15 protein-coding genes are annotated in these 22136 nt (G+C 49.3%); 1 reads left to right on the forward strand and 14 read right to left on the reverse strand.

Annotated elements, in window-relative coordinates:
- Positions 1 to 290 precede the first annotated feature (290 nt).
- From BR86_RS0105935 to BR86_RS0105975, 9 genes are all read right to left on the reverse strand, one after another.
- Positions 291 to 785, reverse strand: coding sequence for a GNAT family N-acetyltransferase (locus BR86_RS0105935; protein ID WP_031472117.1), 495 nt, complete (start codon positions 783 to 785; stop codon positions 291 to 293).
- Positions 786 to 1041: 256 nt separating this feature from the next.
- Positions 1042 to 3603 (reverse strand): HD domain-containing phosphohydrolase, encoded by a 2562-nt coding sequence (locus BR86_RS16055; protein ID WP_075034447.1) that lies wholly within the window; start codon positions 3601 to 3603, stop codon positions 1042 to 1044.
- A gap of 86 nt (positions 3604 to 3689) precedes the next feature.
- Entirely contained in the window at positions 3690 to 4790 is a 1101-nt protein-coding gene (locus BR86_RS0105945; RefSeq protein WP_031472121.1) for a DUF6765 family protein, read from the reverse strand.
- A 16-nt stretch (positions 4791 to 4806) separates the two neighbouring features.
- A complete protein-coding gene (locus tag BR86_RS0105950; protein WP_031472123.1) occupies positions 4807 to 5337 on the reverse strand; it encodes a hypothetical protein in 531 nt (176 codons plus the stop codon).
- Complete coding sequence (locus BR86_RS0105955; protein ID WP_031472125.1) at positions 5334 to 5888, reverse strand: hypothetical protein; 555 nt, start codon at positions 5886 to 5888, stop codon at positions 5334 to 5336. Before BR86_RS0105955 ends, BR86_RS0105950 begins: the two co-directional genes overlap by 4 nt.
- A 52-nt stretch (positions 5889 to 5940) precedes the next feature.
- Positions 5941 to 7197: an amidohydrolase family protein gene (locus BR86_RS0105960; RefSeq protein ID WP_031472127.1), complete on the reverse strand. Its 1257-nt coding sequence runs from the start codon at positions 7195 to 7197 to the stop codon at positions 5941 to 5943.
- Positions 7198 to 7370: 173 nt separating this feature from the next.
- The gene (locus tag BR86_RS0105965; RefSeq protein WP_031472129.1) at positions 7371 to 8990 is read right to left on the reverse strand and encodes a diguanylate cyclase domain-containing protein; all 1620 of its coding nucleotides are present in this window, start codon (positions 8988 to 8990) and stop codon (positions 7371 to 7373) included.
- Positions 8991 to 9171: 181 nt separating this feature from the next.
- Positions 9172 to 10713: a sodium:solute symporter family protein gene (locus tag BR86_RS0105970; RefSeq protein WP_031472131.1), complete on the reverse strand. Its 1542-nt coding sequence runs from the start codon at positions 10711 to 10713 to the stop codon at positions 9172 to 9174.
- A gap of 75 nt (positions 10714 to 10788) precedes the next feature.
- Entirely contained in the window at positions 10789 to 13707 is a 2919-nt protein-coding gene (locus tag BR86_RS0105975; protein ID WP_031472133.1) for a non-ribosomal peptide synthetase, read from the reverse strand.
- A 245-nt stretch (positions 13708 to 13952) separates the two neighbouring features.
- Here BR86_RS0105975 and BR86_RS0105980 point away from each other — a divergent pair, with 245 nt between their 5' ends.
- Entirely contained in the window at positions 13953 to 16259 is a 2307-nt protein-coding gene (locus BR86_RS0105980) for a hypothetical protein (RefSeq protein ID WP_031472135.1), read from the forward strand.
- Between the two features lie 228 nt (positions 16260 to 16487).
- On the opposite strand, the gene fliY is transcribed toward BR86_RS0105980, so the two are convergent.
- The 5 genes from fliY to BR86_RS0106010 form a co-directional block, all read right to left on the reverse strand.
- Positions 16488 to 17108, reverse strand: a complete 621-nt coding sequence (gene fliY, locus BR86_RS0105985) for a flagellar motor switch phosphatase FliY (protein WP_038288057.1) — start codon at positions 17106 to 17108, stop codon at positions 16488 to 16490.
- A gap of 198 nt (positions 17109 to 17306) precedes the next feature.
- Entirely contained in the window at positions 17307 to 18179 is an 873-nt protein-coding gene (locus BR86_RS0105990; RefSeq protein ID WP_031472139.1) for an aminoglycoside phosphotransferase family protein, read from the reverse strand.
- 774 nt (positions 18180 to 18953) lie between these two features.
- On the reverse strand, positions 18954 to 19982 hold the full coding sequence (locus tag BR86_RS0106000) for a type 2 periplasmic-binding domain-containing protein (RefSeq protein ID WP_031472141.1): 1029 nt from the start codon (positions 19980 to 19982) through the stop codon (positions 18954 to 18956).
- Between the two features lie 163 nt (positions 19983 to 20145).
- Positions 20146 to 21471 (reverse strand): sensor histidine kinase, encoded by a 1326-nt coding sequence (locus BR86_RS0106005; RefSeq protein ID WP_031472143.1) that lies wholly within the window; start codon positions 21469 to 21471, stop codon positions 20146 to 20148.
- Entirely contained in the window at positions 21468 to 22136 is a 669-nt protein-coding gene (locus tag BR86_RS0106010) for a response regulator transcription factor (RefSeq protein WP_031472145.1), read from the reverse strand. Before BR86_RS0106010 ends, BR86_RS0106005 begins: the two co-directional genes overlap by 4 nt.

Genomic DNA, 22136 nt, shown 5'->3' on the forward strand with positions numbered 1-22136 from the left:
TTCTATTATGCCCTAAATTCATCCTCGTTTTTTGTGTATTTTTATCCGAACAATTCATTTCGTATGGAACCGGTATCATCCGCCGGATCCAACGTTTTTTCCTGCGGCCTGCAGTTCTCATGATCCGCCCTGTCGCTTCGCTTCTCCGACGTTTCGTTTTCAGGATCCGTCAGTCCGGAAAGACGGTATACTTTTCCACCATCTTCACCGGGTCAGCTGAAAACACCGGCCAAACATCTCTTTCTCACCGAGGGTGATTTCCTTCCATCCGGAGGGATTTCTGCTCATACTCAAAGATAATACTCCATCTCTATACATTTCCACACGCCGGACGGTATCTCATAATCGATAGTCTTGACCGGGGTGAACCCCACAGCCTCATAGCAGTGCACCGCGTCGGGATTGTTCGCAAAAACGAGAAGCTCCGCCCTGCGTGCGGAGAGCTTCCGTGCATACTCCAGCGCAAGCTGAATCATTTTCTTCCCCAGTCCCTGACCGCGGAAATCCGGCCGGAGAATCACATAACCAATGCGGACATTGGAATCATCCGCCTGATCCGGATACCGGACTGTAAAATGTCCCACCAGTTCTCCGCTTTCGTTCTCCACCGAAAGCGGGAAGAAACGTCCCTCCTGTATCTGCGGAGCATAGTGAGAATCCAGCTCATACGCGCCGATCGGCAGATGATCGAATACTTCCGCCGTCCACCGGTACATTTCATCCTTCGTTCTTACCCAACGGCAGATCTCCGCCGAGTCCTCCCGGCGATAATCCCTGATTCGCATATTCATCTCCTCTGTTCTTTCTGTTTATCTGTTCTTTCTGTCTCTCTGTTATCCGTTTTTCTGTTCTTCCAGCTTTTGTCTTTTATTATAAGTTGTTTGCAGTTCAAAGGAAAGTTCTTCTTCCAATGCTATGTCATATTATGCGCTGCAATTTCCTGTCCTGTCGCATCCATCCCTGACATAACCGGTCACATATGTTCCGTGAATCTGCCTGATCGGTCTGATCGGATCGATCTGTCATGTCTGCCTTATCTGCTCACTCGGTCTGATCTGTCCGTCCCGCCTGATCGGTCTGATCTGCCTGATCGGTCTTCTCTGCCCGCTCTGCCTGACCTGCCGCCGATTCATTGGCCGGAGACTCTTTTTCCCGCATCTGGTAATCCCGGTCTTCCTCAATCAGTTCAATCATCACCTGGGCATATCTCGGATCAAACTGTGTCCCGATGCCCTTGCGGATCTCCTCCAGCACTGTACTCTGCGGCATCACATTGCGGTAACTCCGTCTGCTGGTCATCGCGTCATAGGCATCCGCTACAGCGATGATCCGGACTTTTTCCGGTATCGCCTCGCCGGCGATTCCGTCCGGATATCCGCTTCCGTCGTAGCATTCGTGATGCCATCTTGCCGCAACCGCCAGATTCGGGTTTTCCCTGATACTCTCCAGAATACTGCTTCCGATGACCGGATGTTTTTTGATAATCTCGTTTTCCTCATCGGAAAGCCGGGAAGCCTTGTTGATCACCTCATCCGGAATACCGATCTTGCCGACATCATGAAGGAGGCCCATCATATAGATCTCATCCTGATCCGGCACAGAGAAACCGCTGCGCGACGCAATCATTCTCGAATACTCTGCCACACGGGCGGAATGACCGTTGGTGTATTTGTCTTTCGCATCGACTGCAGCTGCAAGCGCCGTGACGACCTGAAGGTTCATCTCCTCCACTTTTTTTCCGTAAGCCTGCTCATTCTTATACGCGATATAGTAGAAGAACGTAATCAAGCAGAATATGATGATGGATACCACGATATTGACCGCCAGCTGGGAATAGGTATCCTCCAGAAGTTCCGCATCGCGGATCACAATCACGGAATACCACTGTTTCATGACCGGGGCCACAAATAAGGTACAGTCCTCGCCGTGAATTTTCGCGGTGATTCTTCCTTCTTTCGCATTGATGATCTTTTCGAGAAGACTGGAATCGTACTGCGCGTCAAGGTTCTGTCCGCTCTTCTCATCTTCCCGGTGGGCCACGATGAAACCGTCCTCGTTGACCACCATACCGTATCCTTTTCCGGCGATGTCCTCTCTCTCTGTGACTTCCTTGATATGACCGACAATCACATCCAGGCAGACGACATTCCGGAACGGAGCTCCGGCTGCGTTCTGGCTGTCCGTAATCTCTTTTCCGACGGTAATGACAACCTCTCCGGTCTGGGCATCGACATACGGAGACACGATCACGACTTCGCCGTTTGCGGCCAGTGCCGACTGATACCAGTCTCTCTCTGCCGGATCATACCCCGCCGGCGGCTCCCATCCGAGGCCGTCCAGATAAATTCCGTCGATGCTGGCGTAAAGTCCGGTAAAGTTCTCGTCGAACTCTTGCGCAACTCTCTTGGTCTGTTCTTTGATATACTGTTCAATCTCCTGTACAGATCTTCCGTCCTGTTTCATCAGATCGACACTGTCCGCCGCAACCCGTACCGTGGTCACCGCTACCGTCAGATAGTTTTCCAGATCCGTCGCCGATGCTTTGATCGCCTTCTCGCCATCCTCATACATGCTGACAACCGATGCCCGGTACAGGACCATATTGTTATACGCTACAGCAAGTACCATCAGAATCAATGTGACAGCAATGGTAAAAATAAAGTTAATCCTGCTCCGCCGGCCGGCGCTCATGTTCTTTCCCTTCGTCAGAATACGGCGGTAGCGCGAACCCATCACGCAAAGCAGTCCGAAAATCAGGATAATCAGAATGGCTGATATGGAAAACAGACAGATGACGATCGGATCCTCGTTCAAAATCGTCGGAATCCGTATTGAAAAGGAATCTCGGATCATGACCGCAAGAAATAATCCCGCAGTGCAGATTCCCAGAATAATAATGGTGACAATCGCCTGAACCGCAACCTGAAGACCGAGTTCCGATACATTTCTCTGCGTCCGGTCTTTTTTTCTCGGCTCATAATATTTTGCAGTTCCGAACACCAGAAGAACCCGGAGAATAGCCCCGAATACCGTAAAATACAGATACGGATTGGACAGCTCACTGTCCCAGGAAAAACAGGAGGATGTCCACATCACGTGGTCCGATACGACATACAGCAGTACGATCAGAGAAAACCAGGGGAAAACCCTTCCCGGCACCTGTTTTGACCGGTAGTGCATCAGATCCTGCAGGCAGAATATCAGCGTAAGTGTTGTAATTCCGACTTCCCATGTATTGTTCAGAATGCCGCCGTATTGAATATAGAGCCAGAATAAGGGAATTCCGGTTACAACCGGCAGAATCATGACCGGATGAAAGTAACGCTGTGCGCTTGTATGGCGCATGAAATAGACTGCCAGAAGAAGAAGGCAGTAGCTGACATTCCAGCCGAAATATGCGACAAACTCGGAGACATCCGGGTAAGAGGGCATGATCAGCTGATAGACGGTCCAATAATACTCACTCAGAAAATTTGCAAGAAAAAAAGCGATGATGATTCGATAGCCACGCTTCGGGGTCTCAATATACTTAAAAACGCAATACAAAAGTCCGACGATGGTACCGAGAAGCGAGACAATGTTTTCAAAATTGGCAAATGTCATACTTCAACCTCCGGCATCCGTACTCTGTGAAGCCCGATTTTTTCTCATAAATACACACTTTTATTATATAATATGAGTGTCCGCCGTTACAACCTGACTTTCGCAAAACCGGCCAGGCGGTTTCCCGATTCCCGAATCCGGGATGTGATCATTCCCTTCTGACGCAGCGCCGCCTCCAGAAAGCCGCCCAGGAACGTCTCCTTTTTTTTCGAAGAATCCGTATTCATATACTCTTCCGAATACGTCTCCCGGTCAAACGCCGGGATGTTCTCCTTCCCCAGACTCTCTCCAAACGCCTTCCAGTCCGCCGATGCATCCACCTGCCTTTTTCGGATGATTTCATGAATCCGTTCCTCATACGGCCGGATCGCCTCGTCGGCATAGGTTTCTTTTTCAAAACACTCATATTCCCCGCGAAGATATTTCAGCGCATAAACCATCTGGGAAAACGCGCGATAATAGTCGGAGGGATTATCCTTCAGGATTTCCCGGTACTCCCCCCATGCGGGCTGGTAGACATACCGGATAAAGCTGTAATCAGGCAAATGTCCCGCTCTTCCGTGTCCCAGATTCATGATGGAGTTTTCCGATGACTGATACATGCTGCCGACATAGACACCCTTCTCCGGATCCTCGGCCGCGGAGGGATTGTGCGAAAACACGATTTTCTTTTTCAGAAAACTTCCGTCTTCCTGCTCAAACAGTTCAAAGAAATGCGCATCCGTATTGTTGATCACCAGCGACGGAGTCCCCGCAAAGTAGGTGTGGGCCCAGGTGTCGGCCAGCACGTGCATTGCAACTCCTGCTGCCTGTGTCCCTTTTCCCCTGGCCAATGTGACCGTATCCGTCAGAAGATCACCGTTCGGTCCGCAGATCAGACGGTATTTATCTTTATAGTTTTTGGAGCCTTTCCGGACATCCGCATGGAGATCTCTCGGAAGAAAATGGAATGACGACCAGATTCTCGTGATATCCCAAAGTCCCGGATGGTCCGTCCGCGCATCCATCAGTTCCAGTTTCAGCTGGGTGGTGGCAGCCTGCGCCGGTCCGCCCACTTTTTTCAGAAAGGTTCTGGAACAGTGATCCACCATCTGTGCACAATAACAGATCTCAAGACACTGATTGTGATCATACCCTGCCAGTGCTGCCGCGCAGTATGTCGCGTAATAGTGAAAATCTTCCTGCATTCCAATCCCCCCAATACTAATCGATCATGATCACCGGTGTCCGGCGGAACGCACTCAGGATCCGCATCACCGCCGAAAAGATCAGACCCATGGCAAAAATATCCACCACATAATCCGTTGATCTCAAAAAGAGAACACACAAAACCGCTACTCCGATCTCCGTTGCGCCCTGGAACGTCTTCATTTTCCATGGGCCTTCAATCTCCCGGGATTCCCTTGCCCGCAGAATATCCACCAGACCGGAAAATGCCATCGTTCCGGTGAGATACAGGAGAATATAGATCTGCGGAACCCGCACCAGCGATCCGGCAAATATCCCGAAATCAAACGCCAGAATTCCGCGATACAGGATTCTGCGTCCTCCCGTCATGTACCTTGCCATTCGAAAGAAATACCAGACCTTGCGAACTCCATAGATTTCGAGGGCCAGAGAGTAGAGTCCGATAATCAGCGGATACACTTCTCCGCCGAACATCATCAGAAGAATTCCAGCCGGCAGAAGGACCAGTCCGATGACAATCTGCCGGATTCTCTGCCATATTGTCATAGCACACCTCGTTTCAGACAATGAATCTTATATGCCGAATACATAAGATAGGCATAATTAAAAAAGGATGTGAATTCGAGAAGGAGCGACGCAAACCGGACTCCGCCATGATTCTCCGTCACCAAAAAGGCGACCACGCTGAATGCCAGCATTGTGCCGGATACAACCAGCACCAGACCGGCCATGACAAGATACGTCTTCGATTTCTTCTTCCTGATTCCCCTGCCCTCACGGTAAGCATTCAAACCGATGTAAAAATGAAATAAAAAGACGATCGCCGACAGGATCAGAAGACCTCCGATCATCACCACCCACACGATCAGACGGATTGTTTCCACCGGAATGTCTTCCGAAATCTCCAGACTGCCGAGCAATTCCGAAATCATCTTGTCGAAGGTCTCTTCCCCGAAAAAATATCCGGCAAACATCTTCAGGATATCCCACAGAGAGAACACGATAACCGCAATACCGCAGATCGCAAACGCATCGTTGTACCGTCTCAGCAGAATCTCTGTCTCACCGTTTTCCGGTGTATATGTGTCTTTCTCCATTTCTGCCTCCCCTGCTCTTCTCCTGTCTTGCGTTATCGTCCGTTCCGGGCCGTTACCGTTCCAACGGCTCTCCGTTCATGTATCTCGCCCGGATATTCTCCTTTGTTCCGATATAACAGAACCGTTCCACTGTCTCCTCCGGCGTGAGTTTTCTCGCCGCGTCGGAAAGCCCGTCGATCACAAGGGCGTCAAACACGCTTCCCGGCTCGAAGGAGCCGGTACCGCCAAAGAGATCCCCGCTCTGCTTTGTCGCCATCCAGAATGCTTCCGCGAAAGAAATCTTCCGATTTCCGTCTGGCTCATAGAACTGCTTCAGTTTTGACAGCTGAACCGAACGGGCAACCTGCGTGAACACGCCGATATGATGTCCCGCCGAGATATCGCTTCCGAGTCCGACTTTTACTCCCCGGTCGAGCAGTGTGCCCGTCTGCATAATCCCCGCGATGATACTGATGGTCGAATCCGGACACTGTACCGCATCTCCGCCGTGTTTCTGCAGAATCCGGACGTCGTCCTCTGTCGGGAAAATGAAATGTCCGCCAATGACCGGTCCGTTGTCCAATAGTCCCGCTCTCTCATAGATCTCCGTGTCGCAGGAACACTCCGGATAGAGAATCCTTGCCTGTTCCGCCTCCCATCGGGATTCCACAAGATGTGTCTGTACCCCGACGCGGTACTTTTTTCCGAGCTTACCGATTCCGGCAATCAGTTCCGGGGTACAGGTCGGCGCAAATCTCGGGGTCAGGATCGGTCTGGTATAACGGTTGCTTCCGTACCGTTCCAGAAAGACCTCCGTCTCACGGATCGCGGTCTCCGGTGCTTCCAGAAGATCCTCCCGGGCGTTCCGGTCCATGTTGATCTTTCCGACGAAGCCTCTCATTCCTCTGCGGTCCATACTCTCCAGAAGATAGCCTGTCGCCTCAGAGTGAATCGTACCGTACACACAGGCATGCATCGTGCCGTTCGCAATCATATCGTCCAGAAACGCATCATATACGAGTTTTGCAAAATCCGGATCCGCAAATCTCACTTCCATCGGAAAAGTGCACTGATTCAGCCAGTCCTCCAGCAGAAGATCCATCTCCAGACCGCGGTTCAGATACTGAGGCGCATGGACATGAAGATCGGAAAATGCCGGAATCAGCACGCCATCGCCGTAATCAGTCACCGGAACATCCCGGTATTCTTCTGGGATTGCCGGCCAGATTCCTTTCACAGTCCCGTCTTCCACCGCGATATAACTGTCCGGATGAACCGCCAGGTGGTCACGATCCTTCGAGTAAACTATGTCCGCATGTAATAATTTCATATATTGTCTCCACAACTATTCTTTTTGATTCCACAAAGGAGTATAATTCAAATAATATTATACATTATTTTACCTGTGAATTTAAGCACTTCATGATCCATTTTCCCGTTGAGGAACAAAAAAACTGCCGACGCTCCGGAGCATCGGCAGTTTCCATATCCGCGGAAAAACGTTCATCGCGGAATCCCTTTTTTACTCTCCCACTTATTCTCATACATCTTCTTGTCGGCCCGGCGTACCACATCGTGAACCGACTCATCCTCCCCGGCATCATAGACAGCCATGCCGCGGGCAACATTGACCTTCTTCCACTCCTCGTTCTCACGCTCCCTTGTTTCCTGACACCGGCTGTCAAAAATGCGGAGAAGTTCTTCCCTGTTACAGTAATCGGCACCCACAAGAACCGCGGCAAACTCGTCTCCTCCGATCCGGAACACCGGGCTGTGCCGATATACCTCGCAGATCACCCTTGCCGTTTCCTTCAGGTAAATATCTCCCTTGTCGTGCCCGTTCTGATCGTTGATTATCTTGAGATTGTTGCAGTCAAAAATGCAGACGGCAAATTCTGTTGTCCCGTCAGCCTCATGTGCCTGCGCCTGCAGTTTTCCGAGCCAGATGTCAAAAGCTCCTTTGTTATGAAGAACGGTCAATGCATCCGCATAGGCCAGATCATTCAGGTCCGAGATATACTTTTTCAGATTCGCCGTGACCCGGTTGATGGTCTGCGTCAGCTGTCCGATCTCATCCTTTCCGGTATACTCCAGTTTCTGATCATAATTTCCCGCATCAATCTGTTCCGCAACTTTGGTAAGATCCTCCAGCGGTTTTGTGATTCTCCTGGTATATCGCATAAAAATGGTGATAAATACAAGCACCAGCAAACCGAACACAACAACCATCATATTGGTCCACTGCTTCCAGGTTCTGTCGATCTCCGACATCGGCGCTGAAACGTTCAGACGGTTTCCGTTCACCAGCGGAAGGGAGACGGCAATCTTTTCAACATTCTCATAGTTGTAATGAATGATCCGGTAATCGCCTTCCAGCCCGGTCGGAACCGCCGGCAGGTTTTCCATCTCGAAAACATCCATCCTCGGGTGATACACCAGATGTCCCTCGGAATCATTGATAAAGGCATATCCGTTTTCAAACAGCGTGATATGATCGATCTGATCCGTTATAAAGCGGTAATCCATCTCGATGCCGATCACTCCCACAAAGCGGCCTTTGTAAAATACCGGACTATTGTAGGAGATTACCCGCTCATTCAGAGTATCCGTGAGATAATTCGGAAGCCAGACCGGTTTTCCGTTGGCCTTCGGCACCGAAAACCAGACCAGTTTCGTGGTATCTTCCGTATCATACTTGGTGATATCGGTCACTTCATGCTCCTGAAATCCCTTTCCGGCATCTCTCACATACCAGAAGCCCTTCACCACCGGCGAGACCGCCGGATCGATCCGGTAGTAATACGTCTTAATGCCGTTGGTCCGGTACAGCACCTTGCGAAAGAAATCGCTGACGCGGTCCAGATGTGCCTGCAGTTTTTCATCCTCCAGGCCGTCCAGATCCGACTCGACATACGCAGAGATTGTCTGTACTTCCTGTTCCACGTCTTCAAGATAGGAGTTGATATTCTTCTGTCCGGACTCACAGAGAAGAAGCATCATCTGTTCCGAACTGCTCATTCCGATATTCCGGATCGCGGCCAGACCAAAAACAGTTGCAATGATCATGGTCAGCACGATTGCACATATCGTCACCGTAGTAATCTTCGTTCGAATCGATCGCATAACGAAAACCTTCTTTCCTGTGTTCCAAAGACAATTCTCTCTGTTTTTTCATTGTACCACGGTTCATCCGGAAGATTACATGTCAGGCAGTTTATTTTCTGTTCATTTTAACTCTTTTTTAATTCTTCGGTGATCCTTCGGAAATCGGCGTATGCAGGCATCCTCTCTCCCGTCCCCCGCATTACAGATCGGACAGAGATCGGATCTGATGAACCGTAACTTCCCGGTCATAGCAGGCAAATGCGGCATCGATCCGGCTGCGGTCCGGCTTCTTCGTAAAGAACGACACCGCCGGGACGATCACAAAACCTGCCAGCATACAGAAAGCTCCCGCATTGATCGGCGACTGAAGAAGCGGCGGAAAATCCGGACGTATGGCCATATTCAGAATCATGACCACGGTGGAAAAGATAAAATTGCACCATACACCGGCCGCTGAAGTTCCCTTCCAGTATAATCCGTACAGGAACGGCGCAAGAAACGCGCCGGCCAAAGCCCCCCAGGATACGCCCATGAGCTGTGCAATAAATGACACGTTCCGCTTATACTGAATGATCGCGATCACCACGGAGATCGCCACAAAGACCACGATCAGAAACCGCATCAGGAACAGCTGCTGTTTTTCATCCGGATCTTTGATAACGTGACCCTTCAGAAGATCCAGAGTCAGCGTGGAGGAGCTGGTAAGAACCAGCGAGGAAAGGGTCGACATGGACGCGGAGAGAACAAGCACAACCACCACGGCGATCAGTGTCCCGGAAAGTCCGGACAGCATCGCCGGAACAATGCTGTCATACCCTTCAACGGCAACATTGACCCGGTCAGAAAACAGTCGTCCAAATCCGCCGAGGAAATAACATCCCCCCGCCACCACAAACGCGAAAAAGGTAGATACGATCGTTCCTTTTTCGATGGCTTTTTCCGATTGGATTGCATAAAATTTCTGAACCATCTGCGGAAGCCCCCAGGTCCCAAGGGAAGTGAGAATCACAACACCGAGAAGATTCAGCGGATCCGGCCCGAAAAAGGAAGCAAATACGCCCGGTGAAGTCGACACTCCCGCATCACTGACCTGCGCCAGCCGGTCAATCGCTGCCATAAAACCGCCCTGACCGTTCAAAACCGAGGCAATGACGGCGACAATCCCCACGATCATAATGATCCCCTGAATAAAATCATTGATCGCGGCTGCCATATAACCGCCCGCGATGACGTAAATCCCGGTGAGCACCGCCATGGCGATGACGCAGACAGAATAATCGATATCGAAAGCCATTCCGAAAAGCCGGGAAAGGCCGTTGTACAGCGAAGCGGTATACGGGATCAGAAAAACAAAGGTGATCAGGGCAGATGCGATCTTCAGAGACTCTCCGCCGAATCTTGCCGCAAAAAACTGCGGCATGGTGGCGGATTCCAGCTGCTGCGACATGATTCTGGTCCGCCTTCCGAGAATCTTCCAGGCAAGGAGCGAACCGATCAGGGCATTGCCGATCCCGATCCATGAAGCGGCAATCCCGTATTTCCAGCCAAACTGGCCCGCATATCCCACAAAGATGACCGCTGAAAAATAAGATGTTCCGTAGGCAAACGCCGTAACCCAAGGTCCGACGTTTCGTCCGCCCAGGATAAAACCATTGACGCTTGAGGAATTCCTCCGGTAAACGAATCCGATGATCAGCATTACCGCAAAGAAGGCCAACAGCAAAAGAACCCTGATTGTCATAATTTCCCTCCTGAAAAGCACTGTTCTTCTCGTCCACTGCAGCCGTGACTTCCGTTGATCCCGATTTTTCTGAAGTCAGTCACTCATATATTTTATCCATTTCTCCAGCGCCTTCCGGAACGAGGCGATGTGCGCTTCGTCATACAGCGCGCCGATATAAAGGAACCGGAAGATCAGACCGTCCGACGCGGCAAGAACCTGCATGGCAGTTCGGCGAACCGCTGTATCGTCGGGATTCGGAAGGATTTCCACCTCTGCATGATGCGCCTTCATGCACTCCATATCCATGATGGACGCCTCATACACCAGGAACAGCGCATCATTCTGGAAAACAGACTCATTGGCAAGGCACCAGTCACTGGCGCTGTTGGCGATTCCTTCCCTAATCCGCGCGGAGATCCGGCGAAGCACTTCTTTCCGGTCTTCATCCGGAGACACGGAAACGCCGACCGGAAGCAGACGTATCGTGAGGCCTCCCGCCGATTCGCTCTCCGGTGTGAGACGGTTCTGGAATACCCAGTGCAGCATGACACGTTCTTCCGACTCCGTCTCGGACATCGCCAAAAGCGTAATGGCCGCACAGAGTTCATTGGGCGAAAGCTGCGTGTTCTGTTTGATCTTCTGAAGTTTTGATTCCGTCAGTGCAGACTGTATGGTAAAGGACTGAACGTTCAGATCTCTGGATTCGTGGTCGGCCTTTAAGTTGCAGCACCATTTGCTGTCTTCATACTCCTGTTTGAAATACTGCTCCGCCTGCCGATACCGACTCTGATCCTTATTCTTCTGTTCCTGATCCAGATAGGCAAACCAAGTGTCCACCGCCGGTTCTTTCTCCCCGTCATAATAATCCCAGAGAGCCTCCAGAAGGAGGTTCAGTCCGGTTCCGTCGATCATGATGTGATGCGACAGCAGGAAGAAATAGAGATGATCCTCCGTCAGGAAGACCGCCGTCTCGATCAGCGGAGCGTGCATCATACGGATCGGATGGTTCAGTTCCGTCCTCCGTTTTCCGAACTCCGCTTCGGAAAGCTCTTCAAACCGTGATTCCGGCCGGATCGACGGTTCATAGCGCTGCATCACCCTTCCATCCTCATCGAAAAAGACGATGGTACGGAAGATCGGATGATGTTCCATCATTTTTCGAACCGCATCCCGGAACCGGGAAACATCCACTGACTCCGCCGAAATCGTGAACATCATCGGAATATTCCACATACAGCTCTGAGGCGCGCACAACTGATAGTCAAACATATTCAGCTGAAACGGCGTAAGCGGATATTCTCTTTTTCGGGCCGCCCTCTCCCGTTCCTCAATCGGTCTCTGCTGCACTTCGCCGGATTCGTATGCCCTGGCGATCTTCTCCGGCGTTCGTCCGTAAAAGATATCCATCGCGGACAGCCCCGGGAGGTTCAGCCGGCCGAGAAGGGTCAGCGTCGCAAGGGAATCTCCTCCGAGCGCATAGAAATCATCGTGGATACCGATCCTCGAGAGCTGAAGCACCTGTTCAAACTCCGCGCACAGTTTCTTCTGAAGTCCGGTCTCTGGCTGGGCATATTCCGCAAAATATTTTGTGATATCCGGGGCAGGAAGCTGTTTGCGGACAAACTTTCCGTTGGCATTTTTCGGAAACTGCTCCACGGCAATAAAATACGTCGGTATCATGTAATACGGCAACCGCTTTGCCAGCGCGTCGCGGTCTATGGCAAGAGTGGTGCCGTCCCACAGTCCCTTTTCCACCGCCTCTTTTTTGATGACATAGGCCGCCACATAAGCGCGGGATTTATCCTGAAATCCCCGGACCATGACATCCTCCAGACCGGTCAGTTTCTTGACTGCCGTCTCGATCTCGGCCGGTTCGATGCGGTTGCCGTCGATCTTCATCATGTCATCGATCCGTCCGGCGATATAATATCTTCCCTCCTCATCCCGGTATGCCATATCGCCGGTGTGGAACAGGCGGATCTCCGGATTCAGCGGTGACGGCCGGAAGGCCCGGTCGGTCTGTTCCGGAAGATCGATGTATCCGCGGATATAATCATTGATAAAACACAGTTCCCCCTGCTCCCCCGCAGCTTCCACAAGGGTGTCATCCTCCCGGAGAAGGATCATGCCCAGGGAAAGCGTCGGTTTTCCGAGAGGAGCAATGTCATATGCCCGGTCCAGGATATACTGAAAGACAAAAAATCCGGTCTCAGACATGGCATAATTGTGCTCCACTTCCGGTCCTCCCGGAAAATAAATATCATTGGCCGGTGCACTGCCGGTATAGATCTTTTTCAGGAATCGCGCCGGTCTGCTGTAGTGGCGAAGGAAAGACGGCGGGAAAAAGATGCTCTCCACCCGCTGATCTTCCAGGGTTCTCTGAAGAGAATCGTAATCCCGAAGGAGATCACCGGAGATCAGAAAAACCGTCTTTGCGCTCAGCGTGGCATCGATCAGATATAACTGCGCCGCAACGAAGTTCAGCGCGGCGCTGTAGGCAAACACCGTTTCCGGATAAGACTCTTTTTCCGGCGTTACGGCGGCGCACTGATCCACATTTCCGTATTCGTGAAGAACGCCCTTCGGATTCCCGGTGGATCCGGAGGTATAGACCGCATAAGCAGCGTCATGAAGATCCGTCTCTTCATACCCGTATAACGGCTCGCAGTCTGCCAGTATCCGGGTCACCAGCGGCTGATCGATCGTCATAACCGACCGGCAGTTTTCCTGAACAAACGCCACCCGTTCGGCAGGATACCCCTCTTCCATCATGACGTAAGCGGCGCCGGCCTTCCAGACGCCCAGCATACAGCTGAAAAAATGGATATTTCTCGGCATCAGGATCGTGACAAACTGTTCTTTTCCGATCCCCTTTTCCTTCAGATACCGGTATATCTTTGCAGATTCCTGATCCAGTTCCAGATAGGTAAGCGTCTCCTTGCCATCCGTAAACGCGGTTCTGTAACGATAACGCGATATAATCTCTGCCATCCTGTCCATGAAACGTCTCATGTCCGTGACCCCCTCATAAAATTTTCGTTGAAAATCTCTCAGAGCAAATAAAATAGCTTCTATTATTTAATATAATTATACCATAAAACTCTCTCTTGTCTAAAATGTCACCTCTATTGTTTTATATTTATTTAATAATGTTTGTTATTATCTCTATTGTATCCAAGAAAAAAAACTCTTATTATATATTTTAGCCACAAACCCACACAACAGTGGACTCTCATCAAAAGAAATAGGAGGTACGCATGAAAAAACGAATCACTGCCGGTATTCTTGCGGCATCTTATCTCACGATCTCTTCGGTGTCGCCCGCAATGGCGGGTTATGACAATCCGCGTGAGGTCGTCAATACGGACGGGTATTTCGAAAAAGACATCGAAACCTCAGACAAAACCGGTCTCTCCGTCACGGCAGACGACGGCGGAAATGAAGACATGAGTGTAAATGTTGACGGAGGGATCTCTGTCGAAAGCGGGGAAGCCGGGGACGATATCACCGGTCTGGAAGTTAACCATGAGCGGGAAGATCAAGACGGAGACATCACCGTAACCGTTGGCGGCGATATCGAAGTCAGCAACAACAGTCCGGACGATGAACCTTCCACCGGGACAGGTGTTTCCGTGAATAATGATGGAAAAGGAGATGTCTCCGTTTGGACCGGATCGATCATCTCCGGATCCACAACCGAAGACGCATATGCCAGAGGCATTGACACCTCAACCTCCAAAGGGAAAACGACCATTGATGTGGACGGCGATGTAATCGCCGATTCCAGTAACGGCGATGCCAACGGCATTATTTCTGAGAATTCCGGCGGCAATACCAACCTTGTCGTCAGCAATGATGTAACTGCCAATTCCACAGTGGGATACGCTACAGGTTTTCACTCTGAGAATTCTTCGGGTAATACCACTCTCGAAGTCGGAAATAATATAACCGCCCAAACCACCGACGGAGACGCCATCGGTTTTTGGTCCGATAACTCCGGCGGAAAAACCACCGCGGAAATTGGAGGTGCCGTAGAAGCTTCTTCCAAAGAAGGAAGCGTTATCGGTGCTTATGTGAACGGCTACCGCTCCGACGAAAAAGCAGCCCCAACCACCGAGATTTCCATCGATGGCGGAATATCTGCAAATTCCGTCACTTCTAAAGCAACCGGCGTCAGTATGTCAGCCGAAGATGGCGCCACAGTGGAAGTCTTTACTTTGGATGATGTCAGCGCATCCTCCGGGGAATCAGAAGCAACCGGCCTGGAATTACGCGCCCGCGACGGAAAAGCCTATGCCGATATCATGGAAAATGTATCTGCCACCAGCGATAAAAAATCCGCCACCGGTGTCATTGTCGTTCTGAACGGAGAGAGTTCCGTACTGGAGGCCAATATCTATGAGAATATCCTTGCTCTCGGTAATGACGACTCCGCCGGAATCAAGATCACTCCTGTCGAAGAGGGTATGCCCACTTCTGACAAAACACCGGATACAACCGCCACCGTATGGGTTGCCGGTGATGTCGTTTCGACCGGAGCCGGCATCCTTGACCTGGATTCCGCAAACAGCGGGAAGACCAATGTCGTGATTGAAGGCACGCTGAACGCGAAGGGCCCCGCTGTTGCTTTCAAAAAAGAAGCGGCAGAAAACCTGAACCTGACCGTATGGAAGATCGATACGAAGAAAAAGAAGAGCATCGCTATGGAAGAAACGGCGAATGGTCTCAAGTATTCCGATACTGCGAAAGCATTTGAAAAAACCATTGATTATATCCTCAAATTCGATCGCGATACCGGCGGCTCTGTCAAATTCGTCGACACACGAACAACATCGGTCACCGATCATGATAACATTACATCCACTTACAATGTCGCGCATGCCGGCGAAACCGTCTCCGTGAAGCTCAATGTTCCGGACGGATACTACGTTGTCGCTGCATACAGCGACGAAGCGCAGAGAACTTCTCTTCGCAGAGACAGATACGGAGAGTACTTCCTCACCGTTCCGAAGGGCGGCGGCGTCATGGTCAGTCTGAAAATGGCACCGATCGTCAAAACCGACGGCGATGGCAGCGATGACGGCGGCAATCCGCCTGCGGGATATGGCCAGGAATCGGAACCGCAGATACAGGCTCCGGCAGAACTTGTCCCGACGGAAACGGCCATCGATAAAGGAATCCTTTCCGCTTCTGTGGGCAGCGATAACAGCGTAGTTCTTTCTTCCGAGGATCTTGGAAGCTTCATCGCATCCGGCGGCACAGAATTCTGCCTCAGAACCCAGGCAGGTGAATTCATCATCTCTGCAGAAATGTTGAACGGCCTTAATACAGACGGTCAGCCGCTCCGCATCATCTTTACCGGAAATTTGATTGCGATCTATGTTGGCACATCTGCGACCGCGGCAAAGACCATTCCGGTTACAAGCGGAGAAACAGCGGCAGCAGGAGTTGCAGCGACAGCCGTGGCGGAGGATTCCGCGAGACAGGCTGAAACAAATGGTCCGTCACTGGCCGCTCAAGCTCACACCGCCGCAATGGTCGCCTCAGCGCCAAGGCAATCCTAATGGACAACAGCGACACATCAACAGCTGCCATCAACTTGCAGACGAACGGAAACTCAGGGTTTCAACCATTTGCAGCTTTTAGTGGCGGATCAAGTCGCGCTGAAACGGGATGATCCGATCAATCTCTTTCCCGTGAACCGCTCTTGTCCCCCCGGGAAATAATCTGAATAATTCCCACATAACAAATCAGCGGACGCCTCGCAGAAATGCGAAGGCGCCCGTTTTTTTTTACTCTTTCCCGATCGCTCCCGCCGCTTTCCGCTGGCGGAACTTCTCTACCATCTCCATCGCAAAGGAAACCGGATAAAGCTGTACCATCGTGGAATCGATGACATTGCTGACCTCAATGCGGAACGAAATCTTGATAAACTTTTCCGAATTGGACTCAAACATTTTCTCAAACGTCTTGACACTCTCCACATCAATCTTGTGAACATCCGGCGTGCTGATATCCACCATGGTATCATACAGGGTCGCCATGGAGGTGGCCGCCTTTCCCATCATCTGGTTCATGGCCTCCGATGCTGCGCTCAAATGCATCTCATTCACTTCCGGATCCGGACTCGTGCCGTCGCCGCCCATCATCATATCAGTCATGCTGAGCACGTCATGTTCCTTCAGAATCAGGACATTGTTGCCACTCAGGCCCTTTACATAGTGAATCTGCACAAAAATACAGGTTTTCTCATAGTCATCCAACGACTCACTTCGATTGATCACGCTGATTCTCGGCGTCGTAATGTCCACGCGCTGATTCAGCATGATGCTCAGGGCTGTGGCCGCATTTCCCATACTGATATTGGCAATCTCACCTAAGATATCGATTTCTTCCTTTGAAATAAGCTCCATACTTGTCTCCATTATTCCTATGTACAAAAACAGTCGGTTCTTTTAAATCACACTTATCTATATTATCGGTAAGACTTCTTAAATCATTATATCTTTCTGTAGTCTGATTATCTTTTTTTATTATTTTTTGAAAGCGTTCCGGATTTCCGGAACGCTTTGTCTTCCTCCTGATCTTTTATGACAGGCCTCTTCGATTACTTATCCCTTCATTTGCTCCAGCAGCATCTTCATATCCCGCAGACAGCATTCGATGACATGGCTGCTTGCCGGATGCTCGGCGTGGCGGCCCATAAAATCGATGATTCGGATGCCGCCCAGAAGGCGTGCGGTGTTCATCACTTCCTGCACGGAGGAAGATGCTGTATATAATTCAAACGTCCTGTCACAGATCCGCGCCGCGGTCTCTACGTCGATCCCCAGAAACTGTGCCGCAGCCGGATCGATGGACGGGAATTCCCGGTAGGAATTATAGACCGTCGCAAGCTCAAAGACCGGATCGCCGGTACACAGAGTTTCCATGTCAATCAGCATGAGCTCGTCCCCGCAGATCATAATATTCTTCAAATGGAAATCCGCGTGCAGCAGCGTATGTCGGTCCGGAACCGAATCCAGGATCCGCCGGATCGTTTCATAATGTGCGGCGGAAAACTGCGGTCTTATCTTTTCCAGCCAGGCATACGTCTGCTGTTTCATATCCGGAAGTTCTCCCGGTTCCACTTCGATCCCATGCACCTGCTTCATCAGCCGGACCGACTTTTCAATGAACCATTCCAGACGTTCCGGAGCACCTGCAATATATTCCGACGCCGACCTGGCATTTATAAGCTCGAACACGGTTCCATACTGCTCCCCGATCCGCACGACGTCAAAGGGAATGGCCGTCGGAACACCTTTCACAAAGGCCCATCGGGACAGCGCCTGTTCCTTGTGGATCCTGTCGAGCGGCACCCCCTCCCGATATACCTTCACCAGCATATCCGGAGCAGTCTGATAGACGACACCATGCGCCCCCTCTCCGATTTTTCTGCATCCGTCAATGCTGATCTCTCGAAACTTCTTCTCTCCGTGCATATTTCACCCCGCATTTTCATCATACCGTTCACTGAATCAAATCATAATAATTCCCATCATCTGCTCTAACGTCATTTGTTACTTTCCGTGGGCCGCCTTATCTTCATACTTTCCCCGGATTGCCTTGCCGATGGTCCCGGATACAGGAATCACCGCAATATACACTGCCAACCGGAAATCAAATCCGGTCCCTGTCATGTGGATGTCCGCCCAAAACAGTTTTTCGATATCCAGCAGCATCAATACAGCAAATCGGGTCCATTTCCCAAATAACTCCGGCCGCAGATCGGTTCCGGAGAAATTCAGCTTTTTATATAAATATACCCCACCGGTCCGTCAAAGAAAAGCGCCTGTATCCCGCTATCCAGTTGACAGATATTTTCGTAAAACGTAAATTTATCTTTCACACTTTGAGGAGGAATAAAAATTGATACAGGACATACCGCCGACATTCAAATGGATTTTCCTATTCATCGCACGCACCTTCTTTGTGTTTACGTGCTAACTATAGCGCTCAGATATGTGGATTGTATGTGGTTTGAAAAAAGGGGATCATTTTGGATTGGAAATTTCCTTTGATTTAGAAAAGATATGAGAATAATGGTTTTCTGAAAAAAGTATGCAGAAGCGATCGGTTCTTTTGATTTCTGTTTACGGTCGAAATTTGCGGTCGAAATTCTCGACCGCAAATCCTTCACTATTCTCCAGAAATACATAGTATATTCATTATTACTGTTTTTCCCGTTACAGGGAACATATCGTCAAAGCGGAATTTTAAGGCCTGGGGCCGAGAATCGCCTGGTTATTTTCATTGAAAGCGAGTTTTTCTATTTGTGCATATAACGGAAACCTCTTAACAAGAGGTTCATAGGCTGATTTTCTGGCAAGCAGAAGATACTGTGGAACTCCGTTTTGTACGGATACCGATGAAAGAACATCTGCTTCCGCAATAACATTCATCAGTTCCATACATTTCTCATACCGTTTCCCTTTTACCTTGCTGTTAACAGCCACTGCATCAACATACACGCGAGGCAAATCCTCCTGATCGCTGAAGCTGATCGATTTGATTCCGGTCCTGGATATGCGGTTACTCAAGTGGCGAATACTCTCACTGAAACCGATATACCCTTTGCCGATTCCGGAATCATAGGCCAATGCGACCTGTGTATCATCATCCCGTTCGTGAGCATCAATGGCCAACTGATCCATGAGAGACATCAAGCCATCCGCATCGCTGTCTGCTGACGGATTTGCTTCTCTCCGGGTATCTGCCAGGATTTCATGGATATACTGCGGCCGGTTCATAGAAGATTCCGAATTAATCACAAGAATCCCGGATTCATGCGCAAAATCCGTGAGATGCTCCGCATCGGCAAGATCTGTACAGTCCAGATCATAAATCAGGAAGTTCCCGCACAAGAGAACAGGAATGCCATACAGCCTGCCATCTACGGTCAAGCCTTCGAGCGCAAAAGGAAATATGTCTTCGGCTTTCTGAACTGCATTCCGATCAATCGCCTGAATCCAACCATTCTCGATCAGCGTATCCCGCATAACAATATCATACATAATGACATCTATACCGTCCGGCGCACCGTCTTCATAGCAGTTCCACTCCGCCCGAACCAACTTGATGTCCGGCTCAATCTCCGCCCAGCGCCGTTCAATCATTTCCTGATAATAACCGGTATCCGGCATATATGGGAAAACTGCATATGTCAGCGTATCAACGCCATTGTTGTCACATGACGCTAAGAAAACAGTAAGAAGCAGAAAGAAAACTGCAATCCATTTTTTCATTCTTCCCAACCTCCTCTCCACAGACAATGCGGTGATAATCGTATTTCTACAGTCCCCCCGGCTCGAGTGAGTTTCAAAATTGATTCGACGTGGTTAGAGACCACAGCATTGATGCCGGCGCGATGGCCGAATTTGTCCAGGAATATCGCTATGAGTCTATCTATTAAAACAGAACTGATATCGTCGTCCCTACTCCTGGGACGCTGTCCAATTCAATTTTTGCATCATGAATTTCGACAATATGCTTTACAATTGCAAGTCCAAGCCCTGTTCCACCGGTGGCTTTGGATCTGCTTTTGTCAACCCTATAGAATCTCTCAAAAACTCTCTGTTGATCCACTGCCGGAATTCCAATTCCGTTGTCCTTTACAGTCAAGCAGGTCGAATTGTCTATAATATTAACGGATACCAGGACTTTTCCACCTGGATTATTATATCGAACAGCATTTTGAATCAGGTTTTCAATCAGTTCCTTTATCAATTCTTTATTGCCATGTACAGGACTTTCTTTACCCTCAATGGCTATCGTAACATCTTTAAGTTTTGCACTGACGGATAATTCATTTACGCACTCATGAGCCACCTCATACAAATCAATTTTCTCGAACACCATCCCATGTTCTACCCTATCCAGTTCCGAGAGTTTAATGATATCATTGATAAGTGCAAGCAATCGGTCTGCATTTTTACGAATTTCCTGATAGAAATGATTCCGCTTTTCTTCTCCAACCATCCCGCCTTCTAACAGTTCTGCATAACCGGAAATTGCTGTAAGCGGTGTCTTTAACTCATGTGATACATTTGCGGTAAAATCCTGTCTGACCTTCGCAGCCGCAAGCACATCTGTATGCTGGGATCTTAGCATTTCAAAAAGAGGATCCAGTTCCTTATATGGAGATTCATAATCAGAATTTTCCAGATTTGAAACCATTACCTCAATTGGCTTTAACAGCTGTTTCGTAAGCAAATGCGAAATCACTACGCACACTGTTATAATAATCAGAATGATCAACGTTATAACAGGAGCCACTGAAACAAAAACAGACAGAAGACTCTGCGCATCCGTTGCTACTCGCAGTACAGTTCCATTATCTAAACGGATAGCATAATAGAATGTATTCTTGTTCATAGTATCTGATTTTCGAATAGCTTCTCCCACGCCATCCGTAAACGCTTCCTGTATTTCCGGTCTGTCATTATGATTTGTCAAAAATTCTGCCGAAGCGTCATTATCATAAAGTACCGTTCCATCTTCTGCTACCCATGTAACGCGAAGCTCTTCAATATCCGTTGACAGGTCAATGTCATCGGTATCAATATTAACCGACTCAAAATAAAGCGTATCTTTTAAAAGCTTCGCACTAACGGACAAGTCCGCCCGGACTTGTCTCTGAAACAGATTATAATATAATATGGTAATACCAATAACCGTTGCCAAAACCGCAATAACAGCGATTCCAACAAGTCGTACATTTATTTTCTTTTTCATTCCATCACATAACCCACATTCCGGATCGTTTTTATTCTGGTACCATAATCTCCCAACTTTTGACGAAGTGTTTTGATATGCATATCTAAAGTTCTTGACTCTCCTTCGTAATCTGTTCCCCAGACCTGGTTCATTATTGTATCTCGAGTCAAAACAATTCCTTTATTTGCAATGAACAAAGACAACAGCTCATATTCCTTGTATGTTAATTCCAATGAGCTTCCCGATATAGACACCTCATGTTTCTCATTATTCACAACGATTTCGTCCAAACGCAATTCTTTTATTTCCTCAGATAGCGTCCGTCTTAGTAATGCCTTTACTCTTGAAATAAGCTCCATCACAGAAAATGGTTTCCTGATATAGTCATCTGCACCATCTTCAATTCCTTTTACAAGATCCAGCTCTGTTGTTTTCGCAGTCACCATTATAACTGGCAGCATCTTTGTCTCCGTGTTTCTTCTAAGTCTTCTTACGATCTCATTCCCATTTTCATCGGGAAGCATAATATCCACAAGACACAAATCCGGCATTACCTCTTCCAGCTCCTTATAAAAATCTTTTGCACAGGAAAAGCCTAAAACCTTGTGACCGGAATTCTGAAGAGCAAACTCTTCAATTTCTCTTATACTTTCATCATCCTCAATGATATAAATCAGAGCCAT

Source organism: [Clostridium] aminophilum DSM 10710 (genome assembly GCF_000711825.1).
GTDB classification, from domain to species: Bacteria; Bacillota; Clostridia; order Lachnospirales; family Lachnospiraceae; genus Clostridium_R; species Clostridium_R aminophilum.